Raw genomic sequence first — 16,459 nt, 5'->3', positions numbered from 1 at the left:
TGAACACTCTCCAATCTGCAATCTCCAATGATTAACCGTATCATCGACATCTCGCTGAATAATCGCATCGTCGTCCTGCTGAGCGTCGTATTACTGGTCATCGCCGGTATCTATTCAATGCTGCGCCTGCCCGTCGACGCGGTGCCCGATTTGACCAATGTGCAGGTTCAAGTGCTGACGACATCGCCTGCACTGGGGCCAGTTGAAATGGAGCAGTTTGTGACCTTTCCGGTCGAAACCTCCATGAGTGGGATACCGAAGGTCACTGAAATTCGCAGCGTGACGCGATTCGGGCTTTCCAACGTGACCGTCGTATTCGAGGAAGGCACTGACATCTATTGGGCCCGGCAGTTGGTTAGCGAACGGCTGACCGAAGCCCGCGCCCAGATTCCAGCGGATATCGGTGTGCCCACGATGGGCCCCATCGCGACTGGCATGGGTGAGATCTACCAGTTCGAGGTGCGAGCGAAAGAAGGCTATGACTACAGCCTGCAAGACTTGCGGACGATCCTGGATTGGAACGTCGCGTTCCAGCTTCGCGGTGTACCAGGCGTGATTGAAGTGAATTCGTTCGGCGGTGAATTGAAAACCTACGAGGTGCAAGTCGATCCGACCTTGATGCTGAATTATGGCATCAACTTGCAGGACGTGTTCGACGCGTTGGATCGAAACAATGCCAATGCTGGTGGCGGCTATATCCAACACTACGACGAACAACAGTTAATTCGAGCGGAAGGTTTGGTGTCTTCGCTCGACGATATCGGCGACATCGTTCTGAGCACATCTGGGTAAGTATTTCGGTATAACTGGCAAGCTTTTTGCACCCATGTTGAGTTGGGAATCCTTTCTGATTTGCTAGCAAATGCTCGATGGTCGAGATTATGCGAAGCATCATGTTTCTCCCTGTTTCACGAACCGGGAGATTCAAATGGCACGCCCCTCTACAAAATTCGCACAAATTGGCTCAGTCGAGCAAAAACAGCAACTGACGGAAATGTGGAAAAGTCATCATTGCCACTATACGCGAGTTCGTGCGCACGCAATCTTACTCAGCGACCAACAGTACGAAATAAGTTCCCTTGTCGATATCTTTGGCGTGGATCGAGATTCGGTATCCAGTTGGATTGACAGATTTTCAGAAGGCGGCCCCGACGCACTTGAAGACTCCGAGCATCCCGGTGCGCCGCCGATACTCAACGCCTCAGAGCAGCAAACTCTCCGGCGACTACTTCGAAAATACCCGAATCGACCAGCCAAGGTGCTGAAAGAGCTGAAAGAAAAAACCGGCAAGGAAATCAAGCGACCCACTCTGCGAGAATACGCGAGGCGGTTTCGGCTGAGTTGGAAACGTTATCGTCGAAGTTTGCGGCAAAAACGGGATGAAAAGAAATTTCAATTGGCCAAGGAAGAGCTAGCCGAGTTTCTCGAAGAACCGGATTTGAACGTTGTTTACTTTGACGAGGCGGGTTTCTCGCTCAAAGGAGTTGTTCCCTACGGATGGCAACCGATCGGTCGACGCTACGAAATACCCGTAACCGGGGCACACGGCAGCAACGTTCAAGCGATTGGGTTTCAGGGTCAAGACGGTGAAACCCACACCTATCTCCACAAAGGCTACGTGAACAGCGAAATGGTGATTGCAATTTTCGATGATTATTGCCAAACAATCGACGGTCCAACTGTTGTGGTCCTTGACAATGCCTCAGTCCACACGAGCGGAGCATTTCAAACTCGCATGGAAGACTGGGCAGAGAAAGGACTCTACATCTACCATCTGCCGCCATACAGTCCAGAGCTGAATGCAATTGAAATGCTTTGGAAAAAACTCAAGTACCAACTGCTCCCCGCTGGCGCCTGGGAGCGCTTCAGTACACTGCTAAACACACTTACGAAAACACTCAATGAGTTTGGAGAAGTGTCGTATATGCCTACGCTTTTTAATTATGCCGAATAAATTCACCCGACGTGCTTGGACAGTCGCGAGGATGGTACGCCCATCCACATCCGCGATATCGGCGAGGTGCGATTTGCGCCACTATTGCGGCAAGGTTATGTCACCCGCGATGGGCGGGGCGAGGCAGTCGTTGGGATCGTGATGATGTTGATCGGAGAGAATTCCCGCGTCGTTGTCGAAGACGTCAAGGCAGAGGTCGCCGAGATTGCGAAATCTCTTCCCGAAGGCGTATACATCGACGCATTCTACGACCGCACCGACCTGGTCCAACGTGCTGTCGCAACGGTGGTCGAAAACGTCAGTGGTGGAGCCATCCTGGTCATCATCATGCTATTCCTGCTGGTCGGCGACTGGCGAGCCGGTTTGATCGTTGCATCGGCAATTCCTCTGTCCGCCTTGTTCACTTTCATGGCCATGAAGTACTTCGGTGTCTCGGCCAACCTGTTGAGCCTGGGGGCGCTCGATTTCGGGATCATTGTAGACGGGGCTGTCGTGATGATCGAAAACGTAATCCGACAAGTCGGGTTATCGAAACAACGCAATCCTGATTTGCAAAAGGCACCGCTGAAAGTCTTTCGGGACGCCGGACACGAAGTCGCCCGCCCGATTCTGTTCGCCGGTGCGATCGTAATCATCGTGTTCTTTCCAATCCTGTCTTTGCAGGGTATCGAGGGCAAAATGTTCGGCCCGATGGCGTTCAGCTTTATGTCGGCACTTGTCGGCGCGTTGATCGTTTCGTTGACAGTGATGCCGGTACTCGCATCGCTGTTTTTGGCTCGCAAATTTACGCAAAAAGATCCATTTTTGATTCGCTGGGCCAAACGCGGCTACGAGCCGATGCTGCGTCGGAGTATGCAGCACCCCGTGGTCATCGTTTGCATCGCGACCGCTTCGCTGGTGATCGGTATCTTCTTGGCAACTCGGTTCGGTGCGGAGTTCGTACCCAAACTGGATGAAGGTGATATGGCGATTCAAGCTGTCCGCTTGCCCAGCGTTTCGCTAGAACGTTCGATTGAGCTGACCACCGACATCGAGCAGGTACTGTTGGACGAATTCGGCAACGAGGTTAAATCGGTCGTGTCGAAAACGGGACGTCCGGAGATCGCCACGGACCCAATGGGAGTCGAAGCCAGTGACATCTTTGTGATCATGAAGCCGCGGGGCGAGTGGCGGTTCGACGACAAGCAAGCACTGATCGCGGCGATGAGCGAATCGCTCAATGAGCGGATTCCTGGTAACAACTTCAGCTTCACTCAGCCAATCGAGTTACGGGTTCAAGAACTGCTGTCGGGTGTTCGCAGCGACATTGGAATTAGTCTCTATGGTGACGATCTTGAAACTCTCAAAACGATTGGCAATCAAATCGCCAGCGTGGTATCTCAGGTCCCAGGTGCGGCGGACGTCCAGCCCGAGCAGACAGGCGGCTTGCCATACATTCAAGTGAAAATATTGCGGGACCAGATCGCACGCTATGGCATCAACGCGGGCGACGTGCTCGACGCGGTATCCACGATCGGTGGTAAGTCGGCGGGTGAAGTTTTTGAAGGCCAGAAGCGTTTCCCGCTGATGGTAAGGCTTGCACCAAAGTATCGCGAAGACCTGGAGTCGCTCAAAAAAATACGCATCGCGGACAAGACCGGTCGACAAATTCCTTTGGAACAACTCGCGGAGATTACGGTCGGTCCAGGCGTTGCGCAAATCAGTCGTGATGACATCCGCCGACGTTTTCTTGTACAAGTCAATGTTCGTGGTCGTGATCTTGCCGGCTTCGTGGGCGAGGCGCAAGCCGCCGTCGAGAAACAAGTCAAATTGCCGCCCGGTTACCGAATCACTTGGGGCGGACAGTTCAAAAACCTGCAAGATGCCGTGGGGCGATTGTCAATCGCGGTTCCCCTGGCGTTGTTTCTCATCGGATCACTGCTCTATCTGACCTTCCATTCGGTCAAGCTCGCGTTGCTTATTTTCCTGAACGTGCCCATCGCCACGGTCGGCGGGATTCTGGCGCTATGGATTCGTGACATGCCTTTTTCGATCTCCGCTGGTGTAGGCTTTATCGCGTTGTTCGGCATCGCGGTTATGAACGGAGTGGTGCTGATCGAACATATCCGTGCGTTGCGGGGCTCCGGAAAAGACGTCGATGACGCTGTCTTCTCCGGTGCAGTCGACCGCCTGCGTCCCGTGTTAATGACGGCGACTACCGACGCGCTGGGATTCTTGCCGATGGCGTTTTCGACCAGTAGTGGTGCCGAGGTGCAACGCCCGTTGGCAACCGTCGTCATTGGCGGCGTGATCACGTCCAGCCTACTGACGCTGATCGTACTGCCATCGATCTACCATTGGTTCGAACCGTCGGCAGAAGCAAAAGAAGATGACGACGACTTCGAAACGCAACATTCATCCACAAACACATCTACCGAGAAATAGCAATGCCATTAGCCTATTGGGAAGAGAAACCTAGTCATATCAACACTCAGCCGTTGTGCTCCAGTTCCCTCCTCGTTTTTGCAGGGGAGAGAGTTAAAGCGAAGGGGCTTCTGAACTCAAACCTAGTGATGTCCACCAACACCGAGGTGCAAGCGACCGACGTCCAAATGGACGCCTCCATGACCGCCAGCGACCGGTCGGTAAAAACGATAGCTGGGAGCATAGTGTCCGCCACCGTGACTCGGTGCATTTCCGCGATAGGCAGATCCATAATATGGCGTCGCCCGACCATGGCCGGAGTATCCGTAACTCGAATACCCGTATCCGCCCGTGTAGCCACGCCCGTAGCTGGAATGGCCACTAGCGTAGCCGTGCCCACCGCCGTAGTGGTGGTCACCCGCGCTTGCTCGACCCGAGGTAACCACAAGCGTCAAAGCGACAGTAGCAAAGGCAATTATCAAAAAACGTTTCATCTTCGTCATCCTGAAGTGAGAGGGAAGGAACAGCGGTCTTTATACGCATCCGCTGTGCCAAACCGTGAAGCAGACCGAAAAGGCGGTGTTTTCCGCTGCCTTGCATTTCCCGAAGGCCAAAAGTGCCATCAAATTGAATCAGAAGTGTCGCGAAAACGGGACATGCATAGGACTGGAATGACGATCGGGAAAAAAGGAGTGAGCGTATGCAGCGGTTAATCAAGCGTTGGTTTTCGCGTCGCAGTCTTCAGACGTTGTTCAACTCTTCTATGCCTTTCGTCGTCTTGACCGCCGCGCTGCTCAGTGGGATGTCAAATTGCGAGTGTTCGCGCCTGATGAACAACGCGGCGGGATGCTGTGCCAGCGTCGGTCCAGCGATCTGCTGTGATTGCGATTACGAGACAAAGACGCCGAGTCATTTCTCACCGCCGACCATGCCCCCCTGTTCGTGTCGCGGCGAAACAGAACTACCAGCAGTGAAGCCGCAATTATCGGGACGCCAATTTGCCCGCACATCTCCTTTCACCGAACTTGCAGCCAAGGCGATTGAAGTGTTGGGAGGCTCGGAGCATCTGAGGCGTCCCATGCTCTGTTCGCTTGATAGGAGTCTCGGTCGATGTGCTTGGCTATGTCGTTTTCTGATTTGATGACCGCGATCATGACCAGCGCAAAAAACATCACCCCGGAACCAATGTTCGACATGGAGCACGTAATGTTCGCCCACAAAGATGAAACCAGTAAAGACGAAGTCGCATCATCTTACACATCAAATGTCACCGCCTCAGCTCAGCCAACATCGTCAGAAACCCCAAGTTGGCGTGATGACCCCAGTGGTGTCCCTCTATCCATCCAAAGCCTTCACTCAGGCAATGAGGTAACAGTCGTTAGACATGACCCACCAATGCATCCGACGGAGCGGCAAACCGACACAGCGCCCACCGTGCTGTTGGCGATCGCCGACTTAACGATCCGCCGTGATTACGCTCAACGAATTCGCGATGAAGGGTTGACGGTGGTCGAAGTGGAGGATGGGTTAGCCTGCTTGCAGGAACTTCGCATAAATGCTTATGCATTGTTGATCGTTGACCGCAACTTACCAGGGGAAAATGGTGAGGGGATTGTCGAAGCGATGCTCAACGAAGATCGCATCGGTACGATCCCTACCATCCTCGTGGAGTGCGTTCCCATCGAGGCAAGTCATGGTACCGTCGAAGGATTTAAACAACGAATTGATGAGTATGAGCTCCAGCGTCTCATCGAACAACATGTGAGTCAAATCCTGCCATCTCAATCGCGTCTTGAGGTATCCGTCGATATTTCAAATGACTTCGCTGTTTGTTATGGAAATCGACACTCGGCTGATGACGAAAATAGACGCGTGGAAGACCATTTCGCAGCTCATTTGCAACCGGCCGCAACAGGACCATCGAGGCAACCAAATGCTTGTTCACTGCTCATTGCGATCGGGAATCACGAGGAACGTCTCCGTTATGCCGACGCCTTTCAAGCCGCGGGCTACCGGGTGGCCGTGGCAACCGATGGCCTGTCCTGTTTGTCGGCACTCCGCGATCAAACGTTCGGCATCCTGGTCCTGGATCGGCATCTGCTTTGGGGCAGTGGTGATGGCGTCGCTGAAGTCATGCAAAGCGACCCGAAGCTTATTTCGGTGCCGGTCGTTCTATTGAACTTTCCACAGCCCAACGAGCGCGACATAGAACCCGTTTTTACGCGTGAGTTCGTTTGCGAAGAGATCTTGCAGATCGTTGAGAAGCGTCTCGCGGGCGAGATTTGATTTTGGATAATATCACCAAAAACCGGTCGAGATCGTATCCCACGGTCACCTTGCTGCTGCTGGCGGTCAACATTCCGCTAGCGATATTGGTCGTCGCTTTGCTCGTCAGCGACTATCGAGTCGAAATGCGGCGGGCGACCGAAGCTCGGCGGACCACGCTCAGTGATGAAGCCGGCGTGATCGGCAACGCACTGTTGAATCTGGGCGATCCCGATGACGAGACCGCGATCACGGCTTTCCTGGAGAGCAGTTGCTCGGAAACCGCAGGACCGGATACGCCTGGACACTGGATCGACGTGCGGTGGAATGGTAAGCGACTGCACACCCATACAGGACCGGGCACCCAACAGAACAGCGAACCAACTCTCGGTCAGGGAGGAGATGTGATCGTTGGTCGATATGCAGCCAGCGACTTGCAGGTCGCAGTTACCGAGCGGGCCGCCGAGATTCGACGTAGTGCCAGAGGCGAAACGTTCATTCACCTTAGTGGTATATTAGGTCTGGCTTCACTTGCGGCCATTATCGTCGACATCGTCTTGGTTCGCTTGATCGCCAACCCGACGAGACGACTGACTGAAGCTGTTGAACAACTCCAGTCAAACCATTTCAACATGGAACCGCCTTCGTTTGCCAGTCGTGAGCTGAACGACTTGAGTTTTGAGATTGCCCGGATGGCGAAATCGCTGCGTGATGCGGAAGTCGACCGAATCGGTGCCATGCGACGAGCTCGCGACATTCAAAATCATTTGCTACCGCGGCGTATCAGTGTTCCCGGCTTGGCGTTTGCAACTCGTTTTAAGCCAGCCGAAGATGTTGCGGGAGATATCTATGGTGTCATGCAAATGCGGGACAAGTCGTGGTTGATCTACATCGCGGATTTGGTCGGGCATGGCATTCCCGCTGCGATCAGTGCGGCGGTGTTGAAAATGGTGATCGACTCCGCAGCAGGTGGGACGACCGATCCAGGCGGAATCATGAATCGCGTCAATCGGATACTCCCGCAATATCTCTCCGACAGTGAGTTTGCGACCGCAGCAATCCTGCGATGGAATCCGGAGAAGGCAGAACTGTCCTGCGCCAGTGCGGGACATGAGCCGATCTTGCTGACCACCCAACGGAGGCTAAACAAGCTGGACGCGACTGGCATCCCGTTGGGTATTGATCCCTCCGCGTGTTGGACAACGAGACATCATAGCTTGTTGCCCGGTGACCGGCTGTTGTTGGCCACCGACGGTGTTGCGGAGACGCATGATCCTAACGACCAGCAGTTCGGTCGATCACGACTGGCGGAGTTGTTCAACAACAGCCACTCGCGTGAAATTGAAGACTTTGCGGCTCATTTGGAAAGAGAAATCACGGCACATCGCGGCACCGCGCCGATTGAGGACGATGTCACATTCTTGATCGCCGAATGCCGCCGCATCGACGCCAAACAGCAACCGTGCTCGGAGACGCCCCAGTCATGAAAGAAGAACTGCATCAAAAAGTAGAACGCATCGTCCATCGGTTTGGCTTTGGGACCATTCGGGTTGGCAATGGGCGAACAGGACAAGTCACGCTGTCCGGTAGCGTCAGCGACATCAATGACCGTGCATTGGTGGTCGCGATCGCCCGCACCACTCCCGGCGTGCAAGAAGTCCTTAGCGAGATAACTGTAATTAGGTAACGACGTCGATACTAAAGGAGACATTTATGTTCAAAAAACTAATGTACACGACTGATTTTTCAAATGATTCGAAGCGTGCTTTGGCCTTGGCCAGTGGTCTCGCGGCAAAATATCAGGCCAAACTATTCATTGTCCATGTCGCTGAAACGACCGTGCCGGTCACGGTCCTTCCACCGGCTGGAGCCGCAACCGCGTTGCCACCCGTTGTTCCAGATCATGACGAACTGTCGGAACAACTTAGGGGCGTTACGCCGGATGACCCGATTGTGGCTTACGAACACGTACTGCTTCGCGGTGTCGCTGGTGAAGAAATCGTCACATTTGTAGGAGACACGGCCATTGACTTAATTGTGATGTCAACCCACGGTCGCAGCGGCCTCGAACGATTCCTGCTTGGCAGCGTCGCGGAGCATGTCGTCCGTCATGCAACCTGCCCGGTACTAACCTGCAATGCGGAGGTTCGTTGATCTACGAAACGTTAGGTCCGCCATCGTGGTGGAGCTACCGGACCTGCGAGCACTTCGACGAAACACTCCGATTCGGGTTGACAAACCTAATGATGAACTAATCCACGAACCGAACTTGCTGCCGGACGCAGGCACTATCTTCATCACCTGTGTCGCGATGTACAGTGCTGGCGACAACAAGCGTGTGCTCGCGGGCATGATAATTGCTTGATTGAATGATCGTGACGTTGCCAACCCTGACGAATAGGGCGATATCGTGCTGAGACGTCAGCGTCTCAGCCGGTCGCTGTATCAGATTCATATAAATAGTAACAAGCATCTTAGCCTACTGACAAAACTGACCTATGCCAGAAGAATTGAATAAACACGAGATCGAGATGAGATTGCTCTTGCCATCGGTCACCGACGCGAACGATCGTTGCATCCAGCGTCTGACCGATTTGCTTGTATCGAGAGCTGGTGTTGACGCAGCTCACGTGACACATTCGTCTGATGACGATCCGCAAAGTATCTGCATTCACTACGACAGCAACGTAGTTTCCACGGGCGATGTCCGAGAACTGGCCAGGCGAACTGGATCGCAGTTGGATCAGCAATATGGACACTGGCTTGGCAAGTCGGACGCGATGCACTCCCGTCGGGCGTCGGCCATTGAAGCCCGACTATCAAGGATTCAAGGCGTTCTGGAAGCCGCTGTTTCACCGGACGGTGCGGTGCGTGTCGAGTACGACCGGCGCCAAACATCCGAGCAAGCTATTGAGGATGCTTTCGGGCAATGGGCGTCAAAGCCCACCAGCGTTGCCGACCAGCACGAGGGGCACCAACACGACAAGGAAGTCCACGATGATGATCACGACCATGCCAGTCACGATCATGCACATGGCGGCATTTTTGGTCCGAAGTCCGAACTGGTCTTTGCAATCCTCTGTGGCGTGTTCTTACTGGTCGGATGGCTGATCGAGACTTTTGCTCAACTGAACGAATGGATTCCGCTGGGATGTTATATCACGGCCTACCTGTTCGGCGGTTACTACACCGTCACCGAAGCGATCGAAAAGATTCGATCGAGTAAGTTCGAGATCGATTTCCTGATGATCGTCGCGGCGGCGGGTGCAGCGTCACTCGGTGCGTGGGCCGAAGGTGCTCTATTGCTGTTCTTATTCAGCATCGGGCATGCGCTGGAAGGCTATGCAATGGGGAAAGCTAAGCGCGCCATCGAAGCTTTGTCGGAACTCGCGCCGAAAGTAGCGCGTGTTCGTCGAGGCAGCACGGAAATGGAAATTCCCGTCGAAGAGCTGGTCGTTGGTAATGTCGTTGTCATCAAACCCGATGAACGGGTTCCCGCCGATGGATTCGTCATCGCAGGTGAATCGAGCATTAACCAGGCGCCCATTACCGGCGAGAGTGTCCCCGTCGACAAACGCCCGGTCGACGACGTCAACGTCGCAGCGGCTGCTCCCGAATCACTTTCCGCTGAACATCGTGTCTTCGCTGGGACGATCAACCAATCTGGGGCAATCGAAATGCAGGTAACAAAGACTGCTGCGGAGAACACGCTCGCCCGCGTCGTCACGATGGTAGGTGAGGCGGAAACGCGAGTTTCACCGACGCAGAAGTTCACTAAAAAGTTTGAGCGATACTTTGTCCCGACCGTTATCACCGGGGTCGTTATGCTGATTTTTGCACCGTTGGTCATCGACGAGAGTTTTAGCGATTCTTTTTATCGAGCGATGGCAGTCCTGGTTGCGGCGAGTCCGTGCGCTCTCGCGATTGCCACGCCCAGTGCCGTGCTAAGCGGCGTCGCTCGGGCTGCTCGCGGAGGCATCCTTGTCAAAGGTGGCGGGCCACTGGAGAGTCTTGGTGGACTTGACTCGATTGCATTCGATAAGACCGGAACGCTGACCGAAGGCGATCCCAAGGTAACCGACGTTCGCACCGCCGATGGGGTAGACGAATCCGAACTCCTGCGGATTGCCGTCGCAGTCGAGGAACTCAGCAAACACCCGTTGGCGAAGGCCGTCGTCCGCGACGGGACGAAGAAGTTGGGAGAGGGGAGGTCTTGGAGTGGGGGAGATTCTCCGGCTGCGACTGACTTGAAGAGCATTACCGGGCGTGGGATTCAGGCGATGGTTGAAGGGGAGTTGGTTCATGTGGGGAAGGACGACTTGTTCGCGGAAGTCGATGGCCCACCGCTTCCCGATAGCGTGCGTTCGACTGTTGATTCACTCGAACAGAATGGGCGTACCACGATGATCGTTCGTCGCGGCGACCGTTACCTCGGCGTCATTGGGCTGATGGATACCCCTCGCGAAGCGTCCAAGCGAACGATTGCTCGGCTGCGTGAACTCGGCATCGAGCGAATGATCATGATCTCTGGCGACAACCAACAAGTCGCCGACGCGGTCGCCAAAGAAGTCGGCCTTGACGAAGCGATTGGCGACTTGATGCCCGACGACAAAGTCGCCGAGATCAAGAAACTGCAAAGTGAAGGCGGCGTTGCGATGGTCGGCGATGGCGTCAATGATGCCCCTGCAATGGCATCCGCGTCGGTCGGCATCGCAATGGGGGCGGCTGGCAGCGATGTGGCTCTGGAAACCGCCGACGTAGCATTAATGGCAGACAATCTCGATCACCTGCCACTTGCCATCGGCCTCAGTCGAGCCACTCGCCGCATCATCCGTCAGAACCTTTGGGTGAGTTTAGGCATGGTTGCGTTTCTGGTGCCCGCGACGATTCTAGGTCTCAATATTGGTCCCGCCGTCGCACTGCACGAGGGCAGTACCCTCGTCGTCGTCTTCAATGCACTGAGGTTGTTGGCTTACAAATCGTCTTCAACCGATGAAAAATAGTGCTTAGCTATTCTTTCGCAACGATCGCTCGACACGGAGCGATGCGTTATCATTCGGCCAAGATTTCACCAGCACAGCGGGCGGACAGGTTTCGTCACGCCTTCAGATCAATACTGTGTGTATTCGTATGTACCAAGCCTTCCATTAAGGCGCAGGTCACTTGCCTTGATGATAGCTGTGTGATTCAGTTTTTACGAACGTCGATTCGGTCGTTGAATCAGCTTCTCCCTCAAACGTGTAGTCAACGTCGAGCGAGTCCCCTCCAATCTCGCCCAAGGTTGTCGCCGCGATCTTGATGAAGCAAAATAGCAAGGTAATCTCGGGGACCTTACTGACACTCATATTTTCTGCCGTGTTCAATCGCTCTGCTTCGTGAAATAATAGTTCCTTAAGCGATGATAGAGTCGCTTTATGAGAGCACGATGAGTTCGGCACGTAAATCTTCAGAGAATCCCAGATGTGTCAAACACCGCGTTTGCTGAACTCGACCTCAACGATGAACTGTTGCTCCAAGTATGAAGTGTGGATCTGTCCACCCAGTGATTCGGCTAGTCGCTTGCATAGCGGCAGCCCCAGTCCGCTATGGTGACCCGTCGCCGTTCGCGATGTATCGGCACGCCAAAATCGCTCAAAGACTCTTTCAATTTCGCTTGCAGGAAAGCCCCGAGCTGCGTTGCTGATCCGTACCTGCCATGACTCTGGTGACTCGTGGGCGGAGATATTGATCGCCGAGCCAACGTCGGCGTACGCCAGCGCGTTGTCGATCAAATTACGGAGCAACATTTTGATGGCCGTGGGTTGCCCCAGAATCATCAAGTCGTTAGGGAGATCAGTCGAAGCGGTCAATTGACGTTCGTTCATTACGTCGTCGCTGGATTGGATCATGTCGAGGAGTACTCGCCGCAGGTCAATCGATGTCTTCGCTGAATCTCGCTGGGTGAGCTTGGTCGTCGCCAACAGGCTTTCGATGATCGCTGAGGTTTGCAGGGTGATCGCCATGCACTTTTCCAGAGTTTGTTCGTGCTCGCTGACCGACCGAGACCTGGCGAGGGCAACGTCGAGTTTGGCACGCAATCCTGCCATCGGGGTCCGCAACTCATGGGCAACATCGGCAGAGAAGGAGCGTTCATGTTCGAGCGTCGCCTGCAGCCGTGCGAGCAACCGATTGATGGTTTGTGTCAGCGGCCGCAGTTCCCAAGGCTGATCGTTCTCGTCGCCGATACGTCTATCGATTGACTCGGAGCCAATTGCCGCGATCTCAGCCGCGGTGCGATCAATCGGCTTGAGGCCCAAGCCGACCGCAAACCAAACGATGACGAGTGTCGCCAGAACACCACCGATTCCAACGGCAGCCAGAACTCCTCGTACACGATTGATCGTGGCGTCGAGGCGTGCAGTGGGACGGGCAAACACCATTCTGACATCAGCTGACGGTTTTCCATCGCCAGCACCGAACTCCACAGCTTCGCTCTCAACACGCGGCTGGAACGTCAATATCACGGCACGTCCCGGCTGATTTCCCGCGAGCTGGACGCTGAAAATTCCCGCGTATGTGCCGGGAGGAATGCTCAGCCGGGCGGGTTGATCGTCTAGTGGAAGGATAAGGTGGCCAGCATCCCAGATCTCCAATACCTCACATTTGTCGTCAATTCGCGGAGTGACGCCGCCAGCCTCTTGCCACTCAAAGACCAATTTCTGCTGATCGCGTTCCACCAGTTGGCTGAGTGATTCCACGTGGTCGCGTAGCCCGCGATCAAATTCAGCCCACAACGATGCTTCGATCAACCAACACACAGCACAACCGCTAATCACGAACAGGATCATCACACTGATTCCAATCAATGTGATCAGACGTGCATGCAGGGACTGGATCATGAATCGCTGCTCTCGATGAGATAGCCGTGGCCGCGACGGGTGACAATCAGCGACGGTTCGCCGGGCAGGTCCAGCTTTTTGCGCAGATAACCGATGTAGACATCCACCACGTTGCTTGTTGCATCGCTGTCCATATCGTAAAGACTCTTCCAGATATCGGTTCGGGAAACCACTGTGCCTCGCCGCCGAACCAGCAGCTCGAGCAAGTTGTATTCGAGAGCGCTCAGTTCAACGATTTTGTCGCCGCGATACACCAATCGTGAAGAGGTATCGATGCGGAGATCCCGGACCTGGATGATCGACACACCATCGCCAAAACTGCGGCGGACCAACGCGCGCACTCGCGCTATCAGTTCCGCCATCGCAAATGGCTTTACCAGATAGTCATCCGCTCCACTATTGAGGCCGCGAATCCGCTGGTCGACTTCGTCAGCGGCCGTCAACAACAGCACGGGCGTGTGCAGTTGTTGCTGCCGCATCGATTCGAGTATCTCGATTCCCGAGATATTCGGCAACATGATGTCCAAGACGATCACGTCGTGTTCCCCGGACTTCGCCAGCCACATGCCGGCGTTTCCATCCTCCGCATCATCGACCGCGAAGCCATTTTCTGTGAGCGACTGTACGACCGCGCTGCGAACCGGTTCGTAGTCCTCGATTACCAATACACGCACAGAATTGCCTACGACTGCAATGGACGCGGTGGCACGCCCTGGAAACCAAATCTCTCTACAGATACTCAGTAGAAACTACTCATTTTCTTCTTCGTTATCATCGTCGTCGTCGCCATCATCATCATCATCGTCCTCGTGTTCCTCATCGGCGTCGACTTCGTCGTGTTCATCGTCAGCTTCCAGTTCTACCACGCGGCCGGTAGCGTCCACGAGCATTTCGGTTTCGTGGCCGTCAACCATGACTTCGATCTCATAAAGCGTCACGGTCTTGAGTTCAAATTTGGTGGTTGCTCCTTTCGGAGAGTGTTTCGCGGCAGCCTTTCGAACGGCTGCGGGAACGGCATCTGCAGTGAGGGCCATTTCCGTTTCCATGACGTCCCCCGTTTTGCTGACGACAACTTCCTGATCGACGTCACCCACCTTCCAACCAGCCTCGTAGCAGGTCCGACCGTCTTCGGTCTCCTTTTCTACCTTCGTGATTTTGGCCTTACCAGCGGCCTTGCGGATCGCCTTCTGGACCGCCGCCGGTGTCTGATCCAACTGAATCTTTGCGGACTCAGAGGATTCGCTCTTTTCCTCGCGTTCCTCGAACAACGCCCACGAGACCGACGTTGCCGTTGTCGCCAATACCAGCGAGAGTACGATTCGTTTCAACATTACATTCTTCCTCAAGAGAGAGTAGTCAGCAGACTGTATCGCCAGAAATCAGTGATTTCACTCAATGTCAGGCGACGAAGCCAGCGACGAATTCATTCGCAATCAGACGTCCTGAATCGCGACATCAGTGACATCTTAGGAATGGCAAATGAGAGGAAGATGAGAAGAAAAGGAAAAACCGATTCGATCCACCAATTTCACCAAGTTTAACTGGAGGAAACTCCGCTGCTCCGATCTGTCGCCCCAGCGATCGACTTCACGCCAACCTGATCGGCAACAAATCACAAAAAAAGTCGTTCGCCAAATTTTTCGCAATTTCGTGAAGGACCGAAGCTGCCGGTGCATCCAACCACGCGAGACCGGCCCCAGACCAGGGCGTTGACCCATTCGCGATCACGGACGATCACATGAACCCAATGTTCTTTAGCCTGATGAAACTTTCAGCTCTAATCGCCGTCGTCCTTTTCTCGGCGGGGGCGCCGCAGCCCTCGACTTGTAAGTGCGAACAATGCCCATCAAAAACGGGCACATCCGTCACTGGTGGCGAGTGTGCGTCGGAGTATTGCTGCGGGATGGATCCATTACCCCCTAGTCAACCTTGTCCGTGTGGGTGCCGGGAGGCGTCGCCTGACCAAGGCTTAAAGCCGCAGTCAGAGGCACCGTCGCTGAACTTCGCGAGCGAACGAGTTCGCGTTTCATACCGGACCGGTCATTCACTATCTCTCGTGACAGCACAGGCGTCGCCCGTCGTTCTGGCGGGCTCCTCGCTTTGCGTTTTCTTGTGTCGTTTTCGTTTGTAGCGGACGTCCTTTCGACGTTCGCCCCACGGAAGCAAACTATACGACATTCTCAAACGGAAAGTGATTTCTATATGATCATGCAAGAACAATATGCGCCCGTCGCAACCGCAATGTATCAGCGTACGACCAGCGAGCCACTCCTAATCGACTGCCCAGTTTGCGGACGCCCCACGAAGATACGTCAGCAACTCATTGGCGAGAGTGTCGCGTGTGGTCACTGCAACGGCACCTTTATCGTGACCGAACAATTGAATGGCATCAGGATCGCACGATCAATATCGACCGTCATCCAGGCACAACGACCGGCCTCACAGCGCCGTTCGACATCGACGCGGCAAACCCGCGAACCGCTTCCCCAACCGCGTCGACGTGGCCAATCAAGCCTGCAGCCAGTCGCGTTCGTCATCGAGCCATGTGATGAGGTTTACGCTCGGCTGGCTGGAGACTTGATCGAAACTGGCTATCGCGTCGTGCGAGCCATGGCATCAACCGATGCGATCAAAGCCTGCGGCACCTATCAGCCAAGGGTGATCGTGGCATCGCTCGCGTTTCCGTATTTAAATGCGTGGCAGTTGGCTCCGAGGCTCGCGACGTTCGGCGTGGATACGCAGGTCATACTGTATGATGTTGAAGTGGCTATCTACGACTACGCGATGGCTGACTTCCTGGGTATCGAACAACTGATCGAGTATGGCGGCGACCTCTTCCGGCTTTCAAGTCGTATTCGCCAAGCAATTGGCCACCAATCGCATGAGCAAAACGAATCGAAGCACCCCAATGTTGCGTGACGTCCCAGTTGTCGAAATCGAATCGAACGAAGACACAGTA

The 16,459-nt window shown here is 54.5% G+C and carries 15 protein-coding genes; 9 read left to right on the top strand and 6 right to left on the bottom strand.

Annotation, left to right across the window (positions count from 1 at the left end; all coding sequences use genetic code 11):
* The first annotated feature begins 27 nt into the window (after positions 1-27).
* From SH410x_RS25635 to SH410x_RS25625, 3 genes are all read left to right on the top strand, one after another.
* Positions 28-792, top strand: a complete 765-nt coding sequence (locus tag SH410x_RS25635; RefSeq protein WP_473672036.1) for an efflux RND transporter permease subunit — start codon at positions 28-30, stop codon at positions 790-792.
* 70 nt (positions 793-862) lie between these two features.
* Complete coding sequence (locus SH410x_RS25630) at positions 863-1,954, top strand: IS630 family transposase (RefSeq protein ID WP_473668492.1); 1,092 nt, start codon at positions 863-865, stop codon at positions 1,952-1,954.
* Positions 1,955-1,969: 15 nt separating this feature from the next.
* On the top strand, positions 1,970-4,378 hold the full coding sequence (locus SH410x_RS25625; protein WP_473672034.1) for an efflux RND transporter permease subunit: 2,409 nt from the start codon (positions 1,970-1,972) through the stop codon (positions 4,376-4,378).
* Positions 4,379-4,500: 122 nt separating this feature from the next.
* On the opposite strand, the gene SH410x_RS25620 is transcribed toward SH410x_RS25625, so the two are convergent.
* Positions 4,501-4,851: a hypothetical protein gene (locus SH410x_RS25620; RefSeq protein ID WP_473672032.1), complete on the bottom strand. Its 351-nt coding sequence runs from the start codon at positions 4,849-4,851 to the stop codon at positions 4,501-4,503.
* 901 nt (positions 4,852-5,752) lie between these two features.
* Between SH410x_RS25620 and SH410x_RS25615 the strand changes: the two genes are divergently transcribed.
* Genes SH410x_RS25615 through SH410x_RS25600 form a run of 4 tightly spaced genes read left to right on the top strand, consistent with a single transcriptional unit; the run spans position 5,753 to position 8,776 of the window.
* A complete protein-coding gene (locus tag SH410x_RS25615; protein ID WP_473672030.1) occupies positions 5,753-6,643 on the top strand; it encodes a hypothetical protein in 891 nt (296 codons plus the stop codon).
* Between the two features lie 2 nt (positions 6,644-6,645).
* The gene (locus SH410x_RS25610; RefSeq protein ID WP_473672028.1) at positions 6,646-8,109 is read left to right on the top strand and encodes a PP2C family protein-serine/threonine phosphatase; all 1,464 of its coding nucleotides are present in this window, start codon (positions 6,646-6,648) and stop codon (positions 8,107-8,109) included.
* On the top strand, positions 8,106-8,309 hold the full coding sequence (locus tag SH410x_RS25605; RefSeq protein ID WP_473672026.1) for a BON domain-containing protein: 204 nt from the start codon (positions 8,106-8,108) through the stop codon (positions 8,307-8,309). Before SH410x_RS25610 ends, SH410x_RS25605 begins: the two co-directional genes overlap by 4 nt.
* A gap of 26 nt (positions 8,310-8,335) precedes the next feature.
* Entirely contained in the window at positions 8,336-8,776 is a 441-nt protein-coding gene (locus SH410x_RS25600; RefSeq protein ID WP_473672024.1) for a universal stress protein, read from the top strand.
* Between the two features lie 97 nt (positions 8,777-8,873).
* Here SH410x_RS25600 and SH410x_RS25595 read toward each other — a convergent pair whose 3' ends face one another.
* Positions 8,874-9,095 (bottom strand): hypothetical protein, encoded by a 222-nt coding sequence (locus tag SH410x_RS25595; RefSeq protein ID WP_473672022.1) that lies wholly within the window; start codon positions 9,093-9,095, stop codon positions 8,874-8,876.
* 25 nt (positions 9,096-9,120) lie between these two features.
* Here SH410x_RS25595 and SH410x_RS25590 point away from each other — a divergent pair, with 25 nt between their 5' ends.
* A complete protein-coding gene (locus tag SH410x_RS25590; RefSeq protein ID WP_473672020.1) occupies positions 9,121-11,625 on the top strand; it encodes a heavy metal translocating P-type ATPase in 2,505 nt (834 codons plus the stop codon).
* Between the two features lie 156 nt (positions 11,626-11,781).
* On the opposite strand, the gene SH410x_RS25585 is transcribed toward SH410x_RS25590, so the two are convergent.
* The 4 genes from SH410x_RS25585 to SH410x_RS25570 form a co-directional block, all read right to left on the bottom strand.
* Positions 11,782-11,967 (bottom strand): hypothetical protein, encoded by a 186-nt coding sequence (locus SH410x_RS25585; protein WP_473672018.1) that lies wholly within the window; start codon positions 11,965-11,967, stop codon positions 11,782-11,784.
* Between the two features lie 120 nt (positions 11,968-12,087).
* Complete coding sequence (locus tag SH410x_RS25580; protein WP_473672017.1) at positions 12,088-13,500, bottom strand: ATP-binding protein; 1,413 nt, start codon at positions 13,498-13,500, stop codon at positions 12,088-12,090.
* The gene (locus tag SH410x_RS25575; protein WP_473672015.1) at positions 13,497-14,174 is read right to left on the bottom strand and encodes a response regulator transcription factor; all 678 of its coding nucleotides are present in this window, start codon (positions 14,172-14,174) and stop codon (positions 13,497-13,499) included. Before SH410x_RS25575 ends, SH410x_RS25580 begins: the two co-directional genes overlap by 4 nt.
* Before the next feature lie 75 nt (positions 14,175-14,249).
* Positions 14,250-14,831: a PepSY-like domain-containing protein gene (locus tag SH410x_RS25570; protein WP_473672013.1), complete on the bottom strand. Its 582-nt coding sequence runs from the start codon at positions 14,829-14,831 to the stop codon at positions 14,250-14,252.
* 871 nt (positions 14,832-15,702) lie between these two features.
* On the opposite strand from SH410x_RS25570, the gene SH410x_RS25565 reads away from it, so the two are divergent.
* On the top strand, positions 15,703-16,419 hold the full coding sequence (locus SH410x_RS25565; RefSeq protein ID WP_473672011.1) for a hypothetical protein: 717 nt from the start codon (positions 15,703-15,705) through the stop codon (positions 16,417-16,419).
* The last annotated feature ends 40 nt before the right edge of the window (positions 16,420-16,459 follow it).

Source organism: Rhodopirellula sp. SH410 (assembly GCF_055811895.1).
Note: the sequence above shows the minus strand (reverse complement) of the source record. Positions and strands in the feature narration are given on the sequence as shown.

Bases quoted from the DNA above. Each gene is read 5' to 3' on its own strand.
- SH410x_RS25635 (WP_473672036.1), top strand. From the start codon at position 28: ATGATTAACCGTATCATCGACATCTCGCTGAATAATCGCATCGTCGTC.
- SH410x_RS25630 (WP_473668492.1), top strand. From the start codon at position 863: ATGCTCGATGGTCGAGATTATGCGAAGCATCATGTTTCTCCCTGTTTC.
- SH410x_RS25620 (WP_473672032.1), bottom strand. From the start codon at position 4,851: ATGAAACGTTTTTTGATAATTGCCTTTGCTACTGTCGCTTTGACGCTT.
- SH410x_RS25615 (WP_473672030.1), top strand. From the start codon at position 5,753: ATGCATCCGACGGAGCGGCAAACCGACACAGCGCCCACCGTGCTGTTG.
- SH410x_RS25605 (WP_473672026.1), top strand. From the start codon at position 8,106: ATGAAAGAAGAACTGCATCAAAAAGTAGAACGCATCGTCCATCGGTTT.
- SH410x_RS25600 (WP_473672024.1), top strand. From the start codon at position 8,336: ATGTTCAAAAAACTAATGTACACGACTGATTTTTCAAATGATTCGAAG.
- SH410x_RS25595 (WP_473672022.1), bottom strand. From the start codon at position 9,095: ATGCTTGTTACTATTTATATGAATCTGATACAGCGACCGGCTGAGACG.
- SH410x_RS25590 (WP_473672020.1), top strand. From the start codon at position 9,121: ATGCCAGAAGAATTGAATAAACACGAGATCGAGATGAGATTGCTCTTG.
- SH410x_RS25585 (WP_473672018.1), bottom strand. From the start codon at position 11,967: ATGAGTGTCAGTAAGGTCCCCGAGATTACCTTGCTATTTTGCTTCATC.
- SH410x_RS25580 (WP_473672017.1), bottom strand. From the start codon at position 13,500: ATGATCCAGTCCCTGCATGCACGTCTGATCACATTGATTGGAATCAGT.
- SH410x_RS25570 (WP_473672013.1), bottom strand. From the start codon at position 14,831: ATGTTGAAACGAATCGTACTCTCGCTGGTATTGGCGACAACGGCAACG.
- SH410x_RS25565 (WP_473672011.1), top strand. From the start codon at position 15,703: ATGATCATGCAAGAACAATATGCGCCCGTCGCAACCGCAATGTATCAG.